Below are 18,911 nucleotides of genomic sequence, written 5' to 3' on the forward strand. Positions count from 1 at the left end.
AAGGCTGAGATGATGGGCAAGCTCGAAACGACCGTGCGGAACCGCACCGGCAGCTCGAAGCGGGACCTCTTGGCCGGCGTTTCGACCGGCGCGGCGGCGCTGGCGATCGCGCTCGCTCCCCAGGCAGTGCGCGCCCAGGCGGTCAACGGCACGCCGACGGTGGTGTTCGGGGCACCGTTCCAGACCGATGGTGTCGGGACCACGGTTTTCGATATCCAGGCCAACGAGACGCTGATCGACTGGGCGGTTACCAACCAGACCTTCCTGCCTAACGGCAACACCCTCACGTACCAGCGCGACGTGGCCAATCCCTATACCGTGCTCAATCGCGTGACGAGCGCGACCGATCCGGTGAGCGGCAACCCGATTACGGCCGGGCTCGTCATCGCCGGTCGGGTCAATGCCGACAGTTATGGCAACATCTGGTTCTACAACCCCAACGGCTGGGTCGTCTCCGGCACCGGCGTGATCAACGTCGGGGGGCTGCTGATGACCTCGTCGCCGGTCACGGTCGATTCCGATCCCAGCGACAAGAACCGCTTCCTCGGCCCCAACGGCGAGATCCGCCTGGGGCAGACGCCCAACACCGCATCGACCATCACCAACAACGGGCTCATCCTTGGCACGGGTGCGAGCAATTATGTCGCGCTGGTCGCGCCGCGCGTGCAGGTGGGCGGGGTGGTCGCCAGCAACAGCTCGATCGCCTATGTCGGGGCTGAGGCGGCGACGCTCAACATCAACAACGGCCTGTTCGACATCACCGTCGATTCCGGCACGAGCGATGCGATCGGCGTGGCCCACGCGGGCCTTACCACCGGCTCGGCGAGCTCGGCGAGCAGTCCGAACCACGGTATCTACATGGTTGCCGTGCCGAAGAACCAGGCGATGACCATGCTGGTTTCGGGCACGGTCGGCTATGCCGCGGCCAACACCGCGATCGGGCAGACCGACGGCTCGATCATCCTTGCTGCGGGCTATAACGTCAGCAACGGAACGGTCGATTTCAGCGCTCCGGCCTCGACCGAAGGTTCGATCGCGACCGGTTTCCTGCTCGGGCCTCTCACCACGTCCCGGGGCGGCGGGAGCCCGATCTCGTCGGACCTGACCGCCTACGCCGCCAACACCATCGGCATGGTCGCCGATGGCACCACCACTACGCTCAAGAACTTCACCGGCAATGCCCGGGGCGGCATCGGCGTGTTCGTCGGCCCGGCGACCGATGCCGGAACGAACAGCGCGATCCAGGTCGGCGGCAACCTCACCCTCAACGCCAACGCCGGGGCGATCGGCAAGGACATCAGCGTCCTTGTGCGCAATACCGGCACCGGCGGGCTGAGCGTCGGCGGCAGCTTCACCGCAAACGCCAGCGGCATCGGCCGCGTCCAGATCGATCCCGCCACAGGGCTGCTCCAGACCGGCACCACCGGCGAGGATGCGGTCGGCGGCAATATCTCGGTGCTGCTCGACAACGGCGCGATGCTCGTCGGGCGCGACACCATCATCCGCGCCAATGCGGTGAGCGGTGTCGGCGAACTGAGCGCGGGCAAGGCGACGGCCGGCACCCTCCAGTTCATCCAGACCAACGGCGGCGGCAGCATCTTCGGGCTGCTCGAGGGTGCCAACACCTTCGAATTCGCATCCAACGCATTTTCGGGCGCCAGCCTGCTCCCGGCGACGTTCCAGCCGGTGTCCACCAGCGACGTCAGTTCGGGCAACTCGACCTTCAGCGTCTCGGGCGACGGGATTTTCCGGGTCGAAGACCTGCTGATCACCAACTCCGCCGTCACCCGTGCAGGGACCGATGGGGTAGCGGCCAACGCGGGCAACGGAGACACCCTGATCAGCTTTACGGGCACGGCGACGGCGGACTATCAGGTCGGGCGCCTGTCCGCGACCTCGGCCGCGCTGGCGAGCCGGGGCGCGATCACCCCGGGCGACCTCTCGCTGTCGGTGACGGGCGCAACGCTGCAGGTGAACGGGGTTTCCGCAAGCCCCAACGGGATCGAGCTCAAGAACCTGAATTCCGGCACGGCCGCAGCCGCGCCGAAGCTCGATCTCGCAGTGTCGGGCGGCGGGGCGATCCAGTCGACCAATTACGGCATCGACATGCAAGGCATCGCCCTCAATGCGGCGAGCGGGACCAACGTCGCGCCGGCCGTCGGCGTGACGATCGACGGCGGGACCGTCAATGCCCGGAACCTGTCGATCGACTCGAGCGCCGCCGGGAACGCAGCGGCCCGCGATGCGACGGGCGGCGACATCACGGTCAGCCTGCTCAACGGCGGGACGCTGACGACCAGTGCCTTCGACGGCATCGCGCTGACCTCGTCCGGCATCGGCGGGGCAGGGACGGCCGATGGCGGCACCGGCAAGGGCGGCGCGGTTCTGATCGACGTCGGCGACGGCACCATCCTGCAGAGCGGCGGTGGCGGTCTCACCGCGCAGAGCAACGGCTTCGCCGGCTCGCGCCCGACCGAAACCGGCGTGTCCGGCGCGAGCGTGGGCGGCAGCGTCACCCTCAACATGACGAGCGCCAACTCGTCGGTGACGACGGGCAACCTCTCGCTCATTGCCGATGGCCGCGCCAACAATGCGCAGGCTGGCTCCGGCACCAGCGGCACGGGCGGCACGGTCAACCTCAGCGCGGCCAACGGCTCGCTCGATGCGTTCAACATCTACCTGACCGCGCGCGGGAGCGGCGGGACCGGTATCACGACCGCGACCGCTGCCGGCACCGGCGGGACCGGCACCGGCGGCACGGTGGGCATGAGTATCGTCCGCGCGACGGTCGATACGTTCCAGCTGTTCCTGACGGCAGAGGGGCGAGGCGGGTTCGGCGCGAACTATGATGCGGCGAACAAGCTGGCCGCGGGGCGGGGTGGCTCGGCCATCGGCGGGACTGCGAATTTCGCAATTTCGGGCGGGTCGCTGACGGTCGGAGAACTGTCCGTCTCGGCGGACGCCAACCGGCCAGTCCCGAACGATGGCGGCACGGACTATTTCGGCACGGGCGGGCTGGTCACGGCCGATGGGGGCACTTCGGGGGCAGGCGGGAACGCGCGCGGCGGATCGGCGAATTTCGACCAATTCGGGGGAAGCATCATCGTCCCCATCGACGCATCGACGTCGATTTCGGTCACGGCCGACGGCTATGGCGGCAACAGCGGCGACTCCAATTCCTCGACCGCGACCGCTGCGATGGCGCGTGGCAATGGCGGATCCGGGACCGGCGGCGCGGTCCGGTACCGCTACCTGACCGGCCGGAACGACGCGTCAGACAGCTTCTTCTCGTCTTCGGGCATCGGCGGGGCGAGCGGGACGGACTTTTTCGACGACCTCCTGACCAGCGGCGGTTCGGGGGGGCGCGGCGACGGCGGATCGATCGGGGCGACGTTCGGCGGCACCTACAATGGCACCGGGACGTTCGTTATAGCGACAGACGGCATCGGCGGTGACGGCGGCGATGGCCTGGTCGGCGGCGATGGCGGTGTGGGTGTCGGCGGCCGTCTCGATACCTTCGTGACCGCGACAAACACGTTCGCGGCGCCGGTGTTCCGTGCCGAGGGATCGGGCGGCCTTGGCGGCGAAAGCAGCGAAGGCAACACCGGCGGCGCCGGCGGCGGGGCCGGTGGCGGTCTGGTCACATTCCAAGGGTCAGTCGGAAGCATCACGCTCGACGGGGCGACGATCTCGGCTGGCGCGACTGCCGGAACGGGCGGTGCCGGCGGCAGCGGCAACCTCAACGGGCTGAGCGTGGCGGGCAATGGCGGGGTCGGCGGCTTGGCCATCGGCGGTTCCGTGCTGGTCACGATCGACGACGATGGCGCGTCGCTGAGCTTCATCCAGGCCGCGGGCACGACCGATGTCCACGCGCGAGCCTCGGGCGGCGACGGTGGTTTGGGGGGCGATTCCTCGGTCAACGGCGGGATCGCGGTCGGCGACGGCGGCAATGGCGGCAACGCCCGGGCCGGCAGCGTCACGCTGCGGGGTGGCGAGGGTTCGACGATGAACCTCGGGGCCATGAGCCTGACGAACACCGGGACCGGCGGCATGGGCGGCGGGCGGAAACCCAGCTTCATCGACGGCCCGGCCTATGGTTCGGATGGCGGTGACGGCGGCCGTGGCACCGGCGGCAGCGTTTCCATCGAGGCGCTCGGCACATTCCTGGGCGGGAACGCCTCGACGGTGAACGCCAGTTCGCTGGTCATCGACGCGAGCGGCCAGGGCGGCGCGGGTGCCGCCGGGACCGGCTTCGACGAAGTCGGCCGCCATGGCGCAAGCGGCGGCGACGGCGGTGCCGGGCAGGGCGGCACCATTCGCCTCGACGTGCAGCGGGGCAGCAACATCGCCATCAGCGCCAACGGCGCGCTTACCCTGACGGCGAATGGAGTCGGCGCTGCGGGCGGTCTGGCCGAGAACGGCCTGTTCCTGCGCGGCGCGAACGGTGGCAACGGCGGATCGGGCGGGAACGGCACCGGCGGCAGCGTAACCCTGTCGACCACGACCGGCGGGTCGATCGGCATGTCCGGCTTCAGTTCCGCGAGCCTGTCCGCGTCGGCCACGAGCGGCGCGGGGGCGGACGGTGGCAACGGTTCGGACAGCGGCGCAACCAGCGGCACCGGAGGCAAGGGCGGGAACGGAGGTTCGAGCGGGCTCGGGCAGGGTGGATCGCTTCTGCTCGACGCCAATGGTGGGTCGATCGCGCTGACCTCGACCACGCTCAGGGCCGACGCCACGGCCGGGACGGCGGGCCTGGGTGGAGCGGGCGGCGCGGGCGGTCCGGCTCCGGTGGGCGGCTCGGCGGGGGCCAACGGCACCGCGGGAGCGGACGGGCTTACCCAAGGCGTCACCGGAGGGTCGGCGACCATTCAGGTGCTCGCTGCCGGCGGCGTGCAGGGTACGCTGGACCTTGGCAACACGAACATCGACGTCGAAAACCAGGGGGCCTCGCTTTCGGCCAAGACCGGAGGGACCGTGACGATCACCGATGCGGTCGCTCCGACGACCGTGGCGAGCGTACTCACCGGAGACGTCCACTTCCGGTCGCTGTCGATCTCGGCAGGAGGTATAGCCCCGACCGGCAATTCGGCGACGATCTCGAGCAGCAGCGGCGCGATCCGGGTGGATGGCAGCGTGACCATCAACGCCGGCGGCAATGTCTTCCTCACGGCCGACGGCGGCGGGATCACCGCCGGCAACGCCATCGACATCGGGGCGGCCGGCAACCTCGATTACGAGGTCAGCAACGGCGGGCTGTTCAGTTCGAATACCGCAACCAATTTCGTCAATGGCAGCATCGGCCTGACGGCGAACAATTGCCCGGCCGCGACGTGCACGGTCGTGCGCACCGCGCTCAGCTATTCCGCCTTTGCCGGCGGAACATTCGACCTTTCGGACGGCGCTCGGCTCGAAGGCCTGCAGTCGATTTCGGTCAGCACTCGCTCGGGCATCAGCGGCGGGACGGGCAGCACATACAAGTCGAACGGAGCGATCGCCCTCAGGTCGGGTGGGGACGTCACGGTCCGCAACATCGACGCGCGTTTCAGCAGCGTCACGATCGACGCCGGTTTGCTGGGTTATCCCACGTTCACCCCGGGCAACACGTTTGATGCGGCCACCCTCACCCTGGGCGATGCCGGCGGCACGATCGACGTGTTTTCGCTCATCGGCCGCAGCGGCGGGACGATCGTTCTGGCTGACGGTTCCTCGCATGCCACGCAGCTCGGCTTCGACCTGTCCAGCGGCGACGACATCAGGGTCGGGTCCAATGTCTCGATCAACACCAACCTGCAGAACGACGGTGTGGGCGACACCCGCTTTGCCGCCGGCGCGATCACTCCGGCGACCGCGCTTGCGCCCGGCAACATCGCCAGCCTGACGTTCGGGGCGGGCACCTCCGTCAACTCCGGGATCGGCGACACCATCCTGTCCGGTGCGGCGATCGACGCGCGGCTGGCGAGCTTCAGCGGCAATGCGTTCTACGCGGATGTCACCGGCACGCCGGGCGGGACGCCGAGCGATGACGGAGGCACGCTCGCCATCGATTGCGCCGAGGGAGACATCTGCGTCGGCCAGGTCTCGGTCGACGGCACTATCCAGATCGGCTTTGGCGGCCCGCGCCCGGTCCACGTTCGGGTGCACGGCAGCCTGCTCGCGGGCAGCGGAGTGTCCATCGGTGCCACCGACGCAGTCGAGCTCGGCACGCTGGAGGGTTCCGGCTCGATTTCGAGCAACGGCGCGGTGTCGCTGCTGTCGACCGGCGGCGACGTCAGCCTGCTCGGCGGGTCGACGATCACCGCGGGCAGCATCGACATCAATGCCGGCGGTTCGATCGTCGGCGACGGCAGCCTGACCTCGACCATCGACGATATCGGCCTCACCGCCGGCGGGGACATCACGCTGGGCAGTCTGAGCGCCCAGCGCCAGCTCACGGTTTCGGGTTCGACCGGTGGTCAGCTCGAGCCGACGTCCTTCACCACCTCGGGCGATTTCACCGTCGGCTCGCTCTCGGTCGGCACGGATTCGCTGATCAGCGCCAACGGCAGCATCGACATCGGCAGCGTCACGCTTTCCGGAAATAACGTGAACTATGCCGCGGGCGGCACGCTCACCGTCGGCAGCGTCTCGGGCGTCAACGATTTCACCGGCAGCGGCAGCGACATCGCGCTGGGCGGCCTGAACGTCGGCGGCGGGATCGACCTGACCGCAACCAATGGCATTACCGTCGATACCGGCCTCACCGCCAACGGCGCGATCACCGCGACCGCCGACAGCTTCAAGAGCCTGTCGCTCGACGCCGGGACCAACATCGACCTGACGATCACCACGCTGGCCGACCTCGGCACGGTGAGTGCGGGCGGCAACATCACGATCGATCCGATCGACTTGATATTCACCGACATGACCGCGTCGGGGGCGATCTCGCTGACCGGCGGGAACGTCACCGGCAACAGCCTCCTGGCAGGTTCGACGCTCGACATCGCGGCGACGGGCGACGTCTCGTTCGCCACCGCGCAAAGCGGATTCACCATGACCATCGGCGGGGCAACGCTCGACGCGACTACGCTGACGGCGGACAACGGCAACATCGCGCTGACCACCAGCGGTGCGACCACGCTCGGCTCGGCGACGACTGCCAACGGCTCGATTTCGGTTGATGCAGGCACGCTCGGCTTCACCGCGCTGGATTCGGCGGGTTCGGTAACCCTGCGCGGCGGCGCGGTGACCGGCGGGACGATCGACGCGGTATTCCAGATCGACGCCGTCAACACCGGCCAGGTCGCGCTCGACCGGGCAACCTCGGGCAGCTCGATCCAGATCACCGGGACGGGGATCGCCGTGCCGGTGCTCGACGCGGGCGGCGCGATCAGCCTGACCACCGCCGGCACCGCCACGCTCGGCACCGCGGATGCGGCCAATGGCGCAATCACAATCGACGCGGCGACGTTGACCTTCGACGGGCTGACCTCCTCGCTCGGCACCTCGATCACCGGCGGCACCGCGACCGGCGGGACGATCTCGGCCGGCACCACGCTCGACATCGACAACACCGGCGCGGTTTCGTTCACCTCCTCGACCAGCAACGGCAACACGACGATCGCCGGGGCGAGCATCGGTGCCGATTCCATCCAGTCGGGCGCGGACATCTCGCTGACCAGCACCAATGCGACCACGCTGGGCACCGCCAACGCCAACGGCGCGATCGACATCACCGCCGGCAGCCTGTCGTTCACCGGGCTGACGTCGGGCGGGTCGACCACGCTTTCGGGCGGCAGCACCGACGGCGGCACCATCGATGCCTCGCTGGTGAGCGTGACCGACACGGGCGCGGTCCAGCTCGACCGGGTGACCACCACTTCCGGCGGGATGACGATCGGCGGCGCGACCATCGATGCGACGACGCTGGGCTCAGCGGCGGGCATCGGCCTGACCAGCAGCGGGGCGACGACGCTCGGCACCGCCAACGCCGCCAACGGGGCGATCACCATCGGCGCCGGCAGCACCGCGTTCGACGGCCTGACCTCCAGCGGGCTGACCTCGATCAGCGGCGGCGCGGTGAACGGCGGGACGATCGCTGCCGGCACCAGCCTGACGATCAACTCGACCGGCAACGTCGGCCTGACCAGCGGCAGCGCGGGCACGTTCATCGACGTGACTGCGGCCGGCCTGACCGTCCCGACGCTCACCAGCGGCGGCGATACGACGCTGACCGTCACCAACACGGCGGCGCTTGGCACCGTCGATGCCGGTGGCAACATCCTGATCGACCCGGCGCTGACCACGTTCACGACGCTGACTTCGGCGGGTTCGACCACGATCATCGGAGGCGACGTCACCGGCGGCAGCATCGATGCGGGCACCAGCATTGCGGTCACCGGGACCGGCGCGGTTTCGCTCGATGCCGCGACCAGCGGGACGACGCTTTCGCTGTCGGGCGCGACGCTGGCCGCGACGACGCTGGATGCTGGAACCGACCTTTCGCTGACCAGCACCGGTGCGACCACGCTGGGGACGGCGACCGCCGGTGGCACGGTCACCGGGAGCACCGGCTCGCTCGGCTTCACCAGCCTGGCCTCGGGCGGCGATACGACGCTGACCACGGGCACGCTGACCGGCACCACGCTGCAGGTCGGCGGGGCGCTGCAGCTGGACGCGACCGGCGCGGTCGCGCTCGGCAATGCGACCGTCACCGGCAACGCGGTCGTGAACGGCGGAACGCTCGACGTCACCGGGACCTTCAGCGGCGGCAACGTCACCATCACCAACGACAGCGTGAGCGGCGGCGATTATGTTGCGGGTGGCGCGCTGCAGATCACCGCGAACGGCGCGGTCGATGCGGCGTCGCTGGTTGGCACCGGCTCGGTCACGATCGACGCGGCGAGCATCGCGGCGCCAACGGTTTCGTCCGACGGTAATGTCAGCCTGACGGCGGCGGGCCTTGCCGATCTCGGCACGGTGACGGCGGCCAACGGCGCGCTCGACATCTCGGCCGATACCCTGCTGTTCGACAGCCTGAACTCCGGCCTGTCGACGACCATCGACGTCGCCACGCTGACCGGCGGGACGATCCAGGCGGGGCTGCAGACCGGCAACCTCAAGATCACCGCGAGCGGCGATGCCGGCCTCGACACCGCGAGCGCCAGCGGCAGCATCGACATTTCGGCGGCGAATCTCACCTTCAACGCGCTGACCTCGGGCAGCTCGACGACGCTTTCGGGCGGGACCACCACCGGCGGGACGATCGACGCCCTGCTGGTCGGCATTACCGACACCGGCGCGGTCAGGCTCGACCGCGTGACCACGACGGGCGGCCAGATCTCGATTGCCGGTAGCACCATCGCTGCGACCACCCTGGCTTCCGGCGGCGGCATCGACCTCGCCAGCAGCGGCGCGACGACGCTCGGCACCGCGGATGCGGCCAACGGTGCAATCACGATCAGCGCCGGCAGCACCACGTTTGACGGGCTGACTTCGAGCGACTTCACCGCGATCAGCGGCGGGGCGGTGACCGGCGGGACGATCGGCGCGGGCACCAGCCTGACGATCGATTCCACCGCCGACGTCGGGCTGACCAGCGCGACCGCCGGCAGCTTCATCGACATCACCGCCAGCAACCTGACTGTCCCGTCGCTGACGAGCGGGACGGACACCACCCTCAGCGTGACCAACACGGCCACCCTCGGCACGGTCAACGCCAACGGCGCGATCGACATTGCCGCCGGCAGCCTCGGCTTCACCGCGCTGACCTCGGGCGTATCGACCACGCTGTCGGGCGGCAGCACGACCGGCGGCACCATCGATGCCTCGCTGGTGACGGTGACCGACACGGGCGCGGTCCAGCTCGACCGGGTGACCACCACTTCCGGCGGGATCACGATCGGCGGCGCGACGATCGATGCGACGACGCTGGGCTCGGCGGCGGGCATCGGCCTGACCAGCAGCGGCGCGACGACGCTCGGCACGGCGGATGCGGCCAACGGCGCGATCACGATCAGCGCCGGCAGCACGGCGTTCGACGGGCTGACTTCGAGCGACTTCACCGCGATCAGCGGCGGGGCGGTGACCGGCGGGACGGTCGACGCCGGTACGCGCTTCACGGTGACCTCCACCGGCGCGGTCGCGCTCGACAGCGGCAACGCCGGGACCTTCATCAACCTGTCGGCAAACTCGCTCGCCATTCCCGCGCTGACCAGCGGAACCAGCACGACCCTGACCGCTACCAATGCCGCTACGCTCGGCACGGTCAACGCGGGTACGGTCATCGACATCACCGCGGGCAGCCTGACGTTCACCGGGCTGACGTCGGGCAACACCACCCGCCTGCGCGGCGGCAGCGTCGATGGCGGGACCATCGACGCGCTGCGGATCGACATCCTCGAAACCGGCGCGGTCCAGCTCGACCGGGCGACCACCACGCTCGGCCAGATCGTCATCGGCGGCAGCACGATCGACGCGGCCACGCTCCGGTCCGCGGCGGGGATCGCGCTGACCAGCAGCGGGGCGACGACGCTCGGCACCGCCAACGCCGCCAACGGGGCAATCACCATCGGCGCCGGCAGCACCGCGTTCGATGGGCTCACCTCCAGCGGCCTGACCTCGATCAGCGGCGGCGCGGTGACCGGCGGGACGATCGCTGCCGGCACCAGCCTGACGATCAACTCGACCGGCAACGTCGGCCTGACCAGCGGCAGCGCGGGCACGTTCATCGACGTGACTGCGGCCGGCCTGACCGTCCCGACGCTCACCAGCGGCGGCGATACGACGCTGACCGTCACCAACACGGCGGCGCTTGGCACCGTCGATGCCGGTGGCAACATCCTGATCGACCCGGCGCTGACCACGTTCACGACGCTGACTTCGGCGGGTTCGACCACGATCATCGGAGGCGACGTCACCGGCGGCAGCATCGATGCGGGCACCAGCATTGCGGTCACCGGGACCGGCGCGGTTTCGCTCGATGCCGCGACCAGCGGGACGACGCTTTCGCTGTCGGGCGCGACGCTGGCCGCGACGACGCTGGATGCTGGAACCGACCTTTCGCTGACCAGCACCGGTGCGACCACGCTGGGGACGGCGACCGCCGGTGGCACGGTCACCGGGAGCACCGGCTCGCTCGGCTTCACCAGCCTGGCCTCGGGCGGCGATACGACGCTGACCACGGGCACGCTGACCGGCACCACGCTGCAGGTCGGCGGGGCGCTGCAGCTGGACGCGACCGGCGCGGTCGCGCTCGGCAATGCGACCGTCACCGGCAACGCGGTCGTGAACGGCGGAACGCTCGACGTCACCGGGACCTTCAGCGGCGGCAACGTCACCATCACCAACGACAGCGTGAGCGGCGGCGATTATGTTGCGGGTGGCGCGCTGCAGATCACCGCGAACGGCGCGGTCGATGCGGCGTCGCTGGTTGGCACCGGCTCGGTCACGATCGACGCGGCGAGCATCGCGGCGCCAACGGTTTCGTCCGACGGTAATGTCAGCCTGACGGCGGCGGGCCTTGCCGATCTCGGCACGGTGACGGCGGCCAACGGCGCGCTCGACATCTCGGCCGATACCCTGCTGTTCGACAGCCTGAACTCCGGCCTGTCGACGACCATCGACGTCGCCACGCTGACCGGCGGGACGATCCAGGCGGGGCTGCAGACCGGCAACCTCAAGATCACCGCGAGCGGCGATGCCGGCCTCGACACCGCGAGCGCCAGCGGCAGCATCGACATTTCGGCGGCGAATCTCACCTTCAACGCGCTGACCTCGGGCAGCTCGACGACGCTTTCGGGCGGGACCACCACCGGCGGGACGATCGACGCCCTGCTGGTCGGCATTACCGACACCGGCGCGGTCAGGCTCGACCGCGTGACCACGACGGGCGGCCAGATCTCGATTGCCGGTAGCACCATCGCTGCGACCACCCTGGCTTCCGGCGGCGGCATCGACCTCGCCAGCAGCGGCGCGACGACGCTCGGCACCGCGGATGCGGCCAACGGTGCAATCACGATCAGCGCCGGCAGCACCACGTTTGACGGGCTGACTTCGAGCGACTTCACCGCGATCAGCGGCGGGGCGGTGACCGGCGGGACGATCGGCGCGGGCACCAGCCTGACGATCGATTCCACCGCCGACGTCGGACTGACCAGCGCCACCGCCGGCAGCTTCATCGACATCACTGCCAGCAACCTGACGGTCCCCTCGCTCACCAGCGGCGGGAACACCACACTCGATGTCGCCAACACCGCGGCGCTCGGCACGGTGAACTCGGGCGGCAACATTGCCATCGTCGCGGGAACCACGACCTTCACGACGCTCCGTTCCGGCGGCGACACGCAATTGACGGCCAACACCGTCAGCGGCGGAAGCATTTCTGCCGGCACGAGCGGGTTCGGCAATGCGGTCGTCAACGCGAGCGGAACGGCAACCCTGGACGATGTCCGCGCCAGCAGTTTCATCGGCATCACGGCCGGCTCACAAACGTTCCGCAGCCTCCTGACCGGGGGTGTCGTAAACCTGAGCGGCGGCTCGGTCAGCGGCGGGACGATCGACGCCGGCTCGAATGTCACTGTCGGTTCGACAGGAAGCGTATCGATCGACCGGATTACGTCGGGGCGGAACATTTCGCTGACCGCGACCGGGCCGATCACCCTGCCGTTGCTGCAGGCCTCCAACGGCTTACTCACCATCACCGGCGGCGAGGTGCACCTCGGAACCGCGAATATCGTTCGCGGGACGACGATGAATGTGGGCGCGCTCGACTTCGTAGCGCTGAACGGGGGGGTGACCACCAATATCACCGCCAGCTCCATCGACGGCGGCACGATCACCACGAACGATCTGACGATCAACGCGACCGGCCCGGTCGCGTTCACCTCGTTCACTGGCGGGACCGGCTTCATCACCGCCGGATCTCTTACGTTCGACACGATTGGCGTGACTGACAACCTGCGGCTTGCCGGCGGGAACGTGACCGGCGGGACCATCACCAGCAGCAACGGCGCGGTGACGGTGAACTCGACCGGAGACGTCTCGCTCGGAGCGCTGACCAGCAGGAACGGCGCTACGCTTTCGGCGAAGAACATCGCCGTGCAGACGCTCAGCACCAGCCTGGCCTCATTGACCTCAAGCCAGGCCACCACGCTGGGCACCGTCTCGGCCGGTGCGATCAACATCGATGCTGCGGACCTCTCGTTCGGCGCGCTTTCGGCGACCGGAGCAATTTCGGTCAACGGCGGCAACGTGACTGCCCCGAACGGCACCATCGATGCGGGCACGACGCTGACCGTGTTCAACACGGGCACCTTCACCGCAGACCGGCTTGCCAGCGGCGGCGACATGTCGCTGACCAACAACCTCGGGTTCTCGGTCAACGGACTGAGTGTTGGTGGCAACCTGACCGCCAATGGCAATTCGTCGATGCAGTTCGGCGCGGCGATCGTCGCCGGCAACACCAATATCTCGGCGGACTCCCTCGACTTCGGTTCGCTTGACGGCAAGGGCAACGTCCAGCTCAACGCTCAGACCATCACCGGCACCACGCTCAAGGCCGGCAACGGACTCACCGTGGATGCGACCGGGGCGGTCAATCTCGGCACCACCACGGTGACCGGCGACGCGACCGTTGGCGCGGGCGCGCTGACGGTCGGCAGCCTCGGTGCGACGGGCGCGGTGGATGTGCTGGCGGCGTCCATCAATGGCGGGACGTTCTCGTCCGGCACCACGATGTCGCTGCGGTCGAGCGGGGCGATTGCCCTGACCGGAGCCGGCGCGGGCACCAGCCTGACGATCTCCGGTACCAGCCTCGATGCTGGAACGTTGACGGCAGGAACCGCGCTCGGCGTGACCACGGCGAACGGGACCACCATCGGCAGCGCCAATGCGGGTTCGATCACCATCGATGCGGCAACGCTCGACTTCACGTCTCTGCGCTCGACCGGGGCGACCAGCCTCACCGGCGGGCGGGTGACCGGCGGCAGCGTGCGCACCGGGACCTCGTTCGGGGCGACCCTGACCGGGGCGCTGAAGCTGACCACCCTCAATGCGGGCACCACGATCACCATCCGCGCGGCGTCGATCGACATCGCCACGCTGGTGTCCGGCGGCCTTGCGCGGCTGACCAGCGGCGGCGGCACGACGCTGGGTGACGCCAGTTCCGGCGCCGACCTGCTGATCGACACCGGTTCGCTGAGCTTCGCCACCCTCAGGTCCACCGGCGCGACCGGGGTGACCGCGAGCGGTGCGGTGACCGGCGGGACGATCGATGCCGGAACAGCCCTGACGCTGACCGCGGGCGGAGCGGCGACGCTGTCTTCCGCGAAGAGCGGGACGACGATGGCGATCACCGCCGACACGCTGACCGCGCCGACCCTCACCGCAGGCGGCGACGTCAAGCTGACCGTCGCCGGCGTGGCCGAGCTCGGCACGCTGACCTCTGGCGGGAATATCGACATGGACCCGACGGTGACCAACTTCACCGCGATCAACTCGGCGGGCTCGACCAGCATCACCTCGGGCGACGTCAACGGCGGGACGATCGACGCCGGCACCGGCATCACAATCGATGCGACCGGCGCGGTGGCGCTCGACCGGGCCACGGCGGGCGGTGCACTTGCCATCACGTCGGGCTCGCTCGATGCGACCACGCTGCAATCGGGCGGGGCGATGACCCTCGACGTGGCCGGCGCGGCAAACCTTGGCACGGCCAGCGCGGGCGGCGACCTGGCGATCGACGCGGCCGACCTCACCTTCAGCGACCTGTCGGCCTCCGGCGCGGTGCGCGCGAACGGCGGCACGGCGACTGGCGGGACGATCGCGGCAGGCACTTCGCTCGACCTCGGCTTCAACGGCGATGTCAAGCTGGCCAGCGCTACTTCGGGCACGGGCACAAGCATCACCGCGGGGACGCTCGACATCGGCACGCTGGCGGCGGGCACCGACCTGGCTGCGACCGTTACCGGCGCGGCGAAGATCGGCACGGCGACGGCAGGCGGCACGCTTGGCCTGACCACCGGCTCGCTGACTTTCACCGACCTGACCAGCGCGGGCGATCTTTCGGTCACGGCGGGCTCGGCAACTGGCGGCAATCTGACCTCGACCGGCGGATCGATCAGCCTGAGCAGCCCGGGTGCGGTTTCGCTGGGCAACCTGACGAGCGCCCAGGATGCGACCGTGCAGGTCGGCAGCCTGACCTATTCCGGCTTCTCCGCCGGGCGGGACGTGACGATCCGCACGGGCGACCTCACCGGCAGTGCCATTTCGGTTGGCGGCGACCTCGATCTGTCGAGCGACACGGCGATCACCTTTACGACTGCCAGCGTAGGCGGAAATGCCTTCGTGTTCGTCGGCAACGGCGCATTCGAAGTCACCAGCGACTTTGCGGTCGGCGGCTTCGCCGACGTCGAGGCCGATGGCATCGCCTTGCGTTCGCTCGGTTCGCTGCGCCTGCGCACGGCCTACGCCAACAACGGCAACATCGACGTGACAGCCGGCGGCCTGCTGCGGGTCGACGATGGGCAGGCGAGGGGCAACATCGACCTGGTCTCGACCGGTTCGTCGCTGCAGATCGGCTTCCTCGCGGGCGGCTACACGCCGCAATCCGGCGCGGCGCTTGGCGCGAGCGCGGGCAATCCGGGGCCGGGCAACATCACCCTGAACGCCGCGCAGAACATTCTCGCCGCCGGCACGATCGACGCGGCGGGCGCGCTCTCGGGCACGGCGGGCGGGCGGATCGACCTCGCCCGGCTGGTGACCGGCAAGACCATCGCGCTGCGCTCGTCCGACCTCGTTCTGGGCCAGAACGCACGGCTCGGCGAAAGCACCCGGACGACCGCGATCACGCTGACCAACACCGGCAGCGGACCGCTGGTGCTGGGCGACGGGTTCACCGTCAGCGGCGGCTACGCGATCAGCAATGCCGAGTTCGGGCGGATCCATTCGGGCGGCGACCTGACGATCGACGCGGGCTCTCCGCCGCAGACCGCGCAGTCGCCCACCCGGCTGATCATCGGCGACCTCACCGGCGCGGCGGGAACAGCGTCGGGCGGGGCGGCCAACGGGCAGGTCGGGCAGGCGGGTGCGCTGAACCTGCTCACCGGCGGCAACGCGCTGGTCGCGGGCAACGTCGTCTTCGACAATGCGGGCGGCAATACCGTGACGATCGATGCGGGCGGGGACATCCTGCTCGACGCGGCGCGTGGCTCGGTTCGCCTCACCGAAGGGCAGGGCCGCGGCGGCACGCTGCGCCTGCTCGGCGACAACGTGATCGCGACGACCTCCACGGCGCTGACCGACGTGCTGGCCACCGACGACACCCGCGAGATCACCCGCCGCCTCGGCCTTAACGACGAAGTGGCCGACGGGCGCACGCTGCTCGAAGCAGGCGCGCTCGACGTTACCACCGGCAACCGCTTCTACGTCCAGAACACCGCAGCGGGCAGCGCGTTCATCGACCGGCGCGGGATCGTCGCGGATACGCTCCGGGTCAGCGGGCGCGGCAGCGCGATGGACATCGTCATCAACGGCATCGTCGGCGGCGAGAGCGGGCTGAAGACCATCCCGCTGGTTTCGATCAACGGCCAGTTCACGCTGTTCTCCTCGGTCAACGGCTGCCAGATCGCGGCGTTCTCGTCGTGCAACCCGGCGCAGAAGGTCGATGGCGACGTCCGCGACGTGATCGAGGAAGTGCTGAAGGGCGGCGACCCGATCGTGGTGCCCGACAGCTTCGCCCGGTCGATGCTGATCGAGATCAACCAGATCGTACCCGCCGGGTTCGATCCGCTGATCGACGAGCCGGTCACCGGCACCGGCAACGACGACCTGCTGGACGAGGGCGGGCGCTGCGACAGCGACGACAAGGACTGCAAGCGCGACTGACTTGACCGTAACGGGGGCGGGCGGCAATGCCGCTGGCGATGACCGAGCCTGCCCCCCTGCGGCTGTACAACAGCCTGACCCGCGCCCCGGAAGAGTTCCGGCCCGTCCACGACGGCGAGGCGCGCGTCTATACCTGCGGGCCGACGGTCTATAACTACCCGCACATCGGCAACATGCGCGCCTATGTCTTTGCAGACGTGCTGGGGCGGACGCTGAGCTTCAAGGGATACAAGCTCACCCACGTCATCAACATCACCGACGTCGGCCACCTGACCGACGACGCCGATGCCGGCGAGGACAAGATGGAGAAGATGGCGGCGGCGCGGGCCCAGTCGATCTGGGACATCGCCGAGCACTACAAGCAGGCCTACTGGGCCGACGTGCGAGCGCTGAACATCCGCCAGCCCGCGCAGTGGACGGTCGCGACCGACTATGTCCCGCAGATGATCGCGTTCGCAAAAGGGATCGCCGACAAGCACTGCTACGAACTCGGCAGCGGGCTCTACTTCGACGTCTCGACCGTGGCCGATTATGGCCGGCTCGCCCGCGCTCACACGGACGAGGGTGAAGGCCGGATCGAGGCGGTCGAGGGCAAGCGCAACGCCGCCGACTTTGCGATCTGGCGCAAGACCCCGCCCGGCGAGACGCGCCAGATGGAATGGGACAGCCCCTGGGGCCGGGGCGCGCCGGGGTGGCATCTGGAGTGCTCGGTGATGAGCGGAGAGGTGCTCGGCTTCCCGTTCGACATCCACACCGGCGGGATCGACCACCGCGAAATCCACCACCCCAACGAGATCGCGCAGAACCAGGCGCATTGCTGCACCAACGGCCTCGACGACGCCGCCAACTCCGGCGCGCGGATCTGGATGCACAACAACTTCCTCGTCGAGCGCAGTGGCAAGATGAGCAAGTCGTCGGGTGAGTTCCTGCGGCTGCAACTGCTGATCGACAAGGGCTACCACCCGCTCGCCTACCGGATGCTGTGCCTCCAGGCGCATTACCGCTCCGAGCTGGAGTTCAGCTGGGAAGGGCTGGGCGCGGCGCTGGTGCGGCTGAAGCGGCTGGTGCTCCAGGTCGAAGCCTTGAAGGCCCGTCATGCTGAACTCGTTTCAGCATCCTCTTTGGTGCAGGCCCCCGGGCCGAGTGGTGAGGGGACCCTGAAACAAGTTCAGGGTGACGTCGGACCCAAGCTGGTTCCACTCCTCGAACGCTTCGACGCGGCGATCGCCGACGACCTCAATACGCCGGTCGCGCTGACCGTGCTGGATGAAGTCGTCGCGCTGAAGAAGGTCGATCTTGCCGAAAAGCTGACGGCCATCGCCGCGATGGATTCAGTCCTCGGGCTTGGCCTGCTGGAGATCGCCCGCAGCGACTTGCGCCTCCGGCCCAAGGGCGTCGAGACAACCGACGCGGACATCGAGGCCATCCTCGCCCGCCGCAAGGACGCGCGCGCCGCCAAGGACTTCGCCACGTCGGACGCCCTGCGCGACGAGCTTGCCGCCAGCGGCGTGGAGGTCATGGACGGCGATCCGATGGGCTGGGAATGGACGCTGCAGCCGTGAGGCTGTGGCGCCTGACCCGGGCGGCGCATGCCGCGCTCGACGGGGCAGGGGCCGAACGCCACGGCGGGCGCTACACCCCGCTCGGGGTGCCGGTGGTCGCGCTGGCCTCCGAGGCCGGACTCGCGGTGCTGGTGGCGCTGCGCTACCTGCCGGCCGATCCCGCCGATTGGCCGGCCGACCACGTTCTCGGCTGGACCGAGGTGGCGGCGGCGGCGGAGCGCGTCCCCGATGGCCTCGACGATCCCGCCATCCGCGTCTTTACCGGCGATTGGCTCGCCAGAGGGCGCAGCCTGCTGCTGGCGGTGCGTTCGCGGGTGCTGCCCGAGGCCGACGTCGTCCTGTTCAACCCGGCGCACCGCGATGCGGCCACCGTCGCGCCGCTGACCTTGCGCCCGTTCGATTTCCGCGAGTGCCTGCACCGGCCGCCGATGCTGAGCGCGTTTGCTGCGGGAGAGGGGCCGCGATGAATCGATCGGCCGTTACCCGCGG

General features: G+C 69.3%; 3 protein-coding genes. All 3 read left to right on the forward strand.

The window, feature by feature from the left end; translation table 11 throughout:
- The first annotated feature begins 9 nt into the window (after nucleotides 1-9).
- The 3 genes from AC3WLD_RS08645 to AC3WLD_RS08655 are packed head-to-tail and all read left to right on the forward strand — an operon-like array spanning nucleotide 10 to nucleotide 18,889.
- Nucleotides 10-16,860 (forward strand): hypothetical protein, encoded by a 16,851-nt coding sequence (locus tag AC3WLD_RS08645; RefSeq protein ID WP_492556545.1) that lies wholly within the window; start codon nucleotides 10-12, stop codon nucleotides 16,858-16,860.
- Between the two features lie 38 nt (nucleotides 16,861-16,898).
- Nucleotides 16,899-18,422: a cysteine--tRNA ligase gene (cysS, locus tag AC3WLD_RS08650; RefSeq protein WP_492556546.1), complete on the forward strand. Its 1,524-nt coding sequence runs from the start codon at nucleotides 16,899-16,901 to the stop codon at nucleotides 18,420-18,422.
- The gene (locus AC3WLD_RS08655; protein WP_492556547.1) at nucleotides 18,419-18,889 is read left to right on the forward strand and encodes an RES family NAD+ phosphorylase; all 471 of its coding nucleotides are present in this window, start codon (nucleotides 18,419-18,421) and stop codon (nucleotides 18,887-18,889) included. Before cysS ends, AC3WLD_RS08655 begins: the two co-directional genes overlap by 4 nt.
- Nucleotides 18,890-18,911: the final 22 nt, after the last annotated feature.

The organism is Novosphingobium sp. FW305-C-111 (assembly GCF_058783565.1).

Excerpts from the sequence above, each read along its gene's own strand:
- AC3WLD_RS08645 (WP_492556545.1), top strand. The coding sequence starts at position 10 with ATGATGGGCAAGCTCGAAACGACCGTGCGGAACCGCACCGGCAGCTCG.
- cysS (WP_492556546.1), top strand. The coding sequence starts at position 16,899 with ATGACCGAGCCTGCCCCCCTGCGGCTGTACAACAGCCTGACCCGCGCC.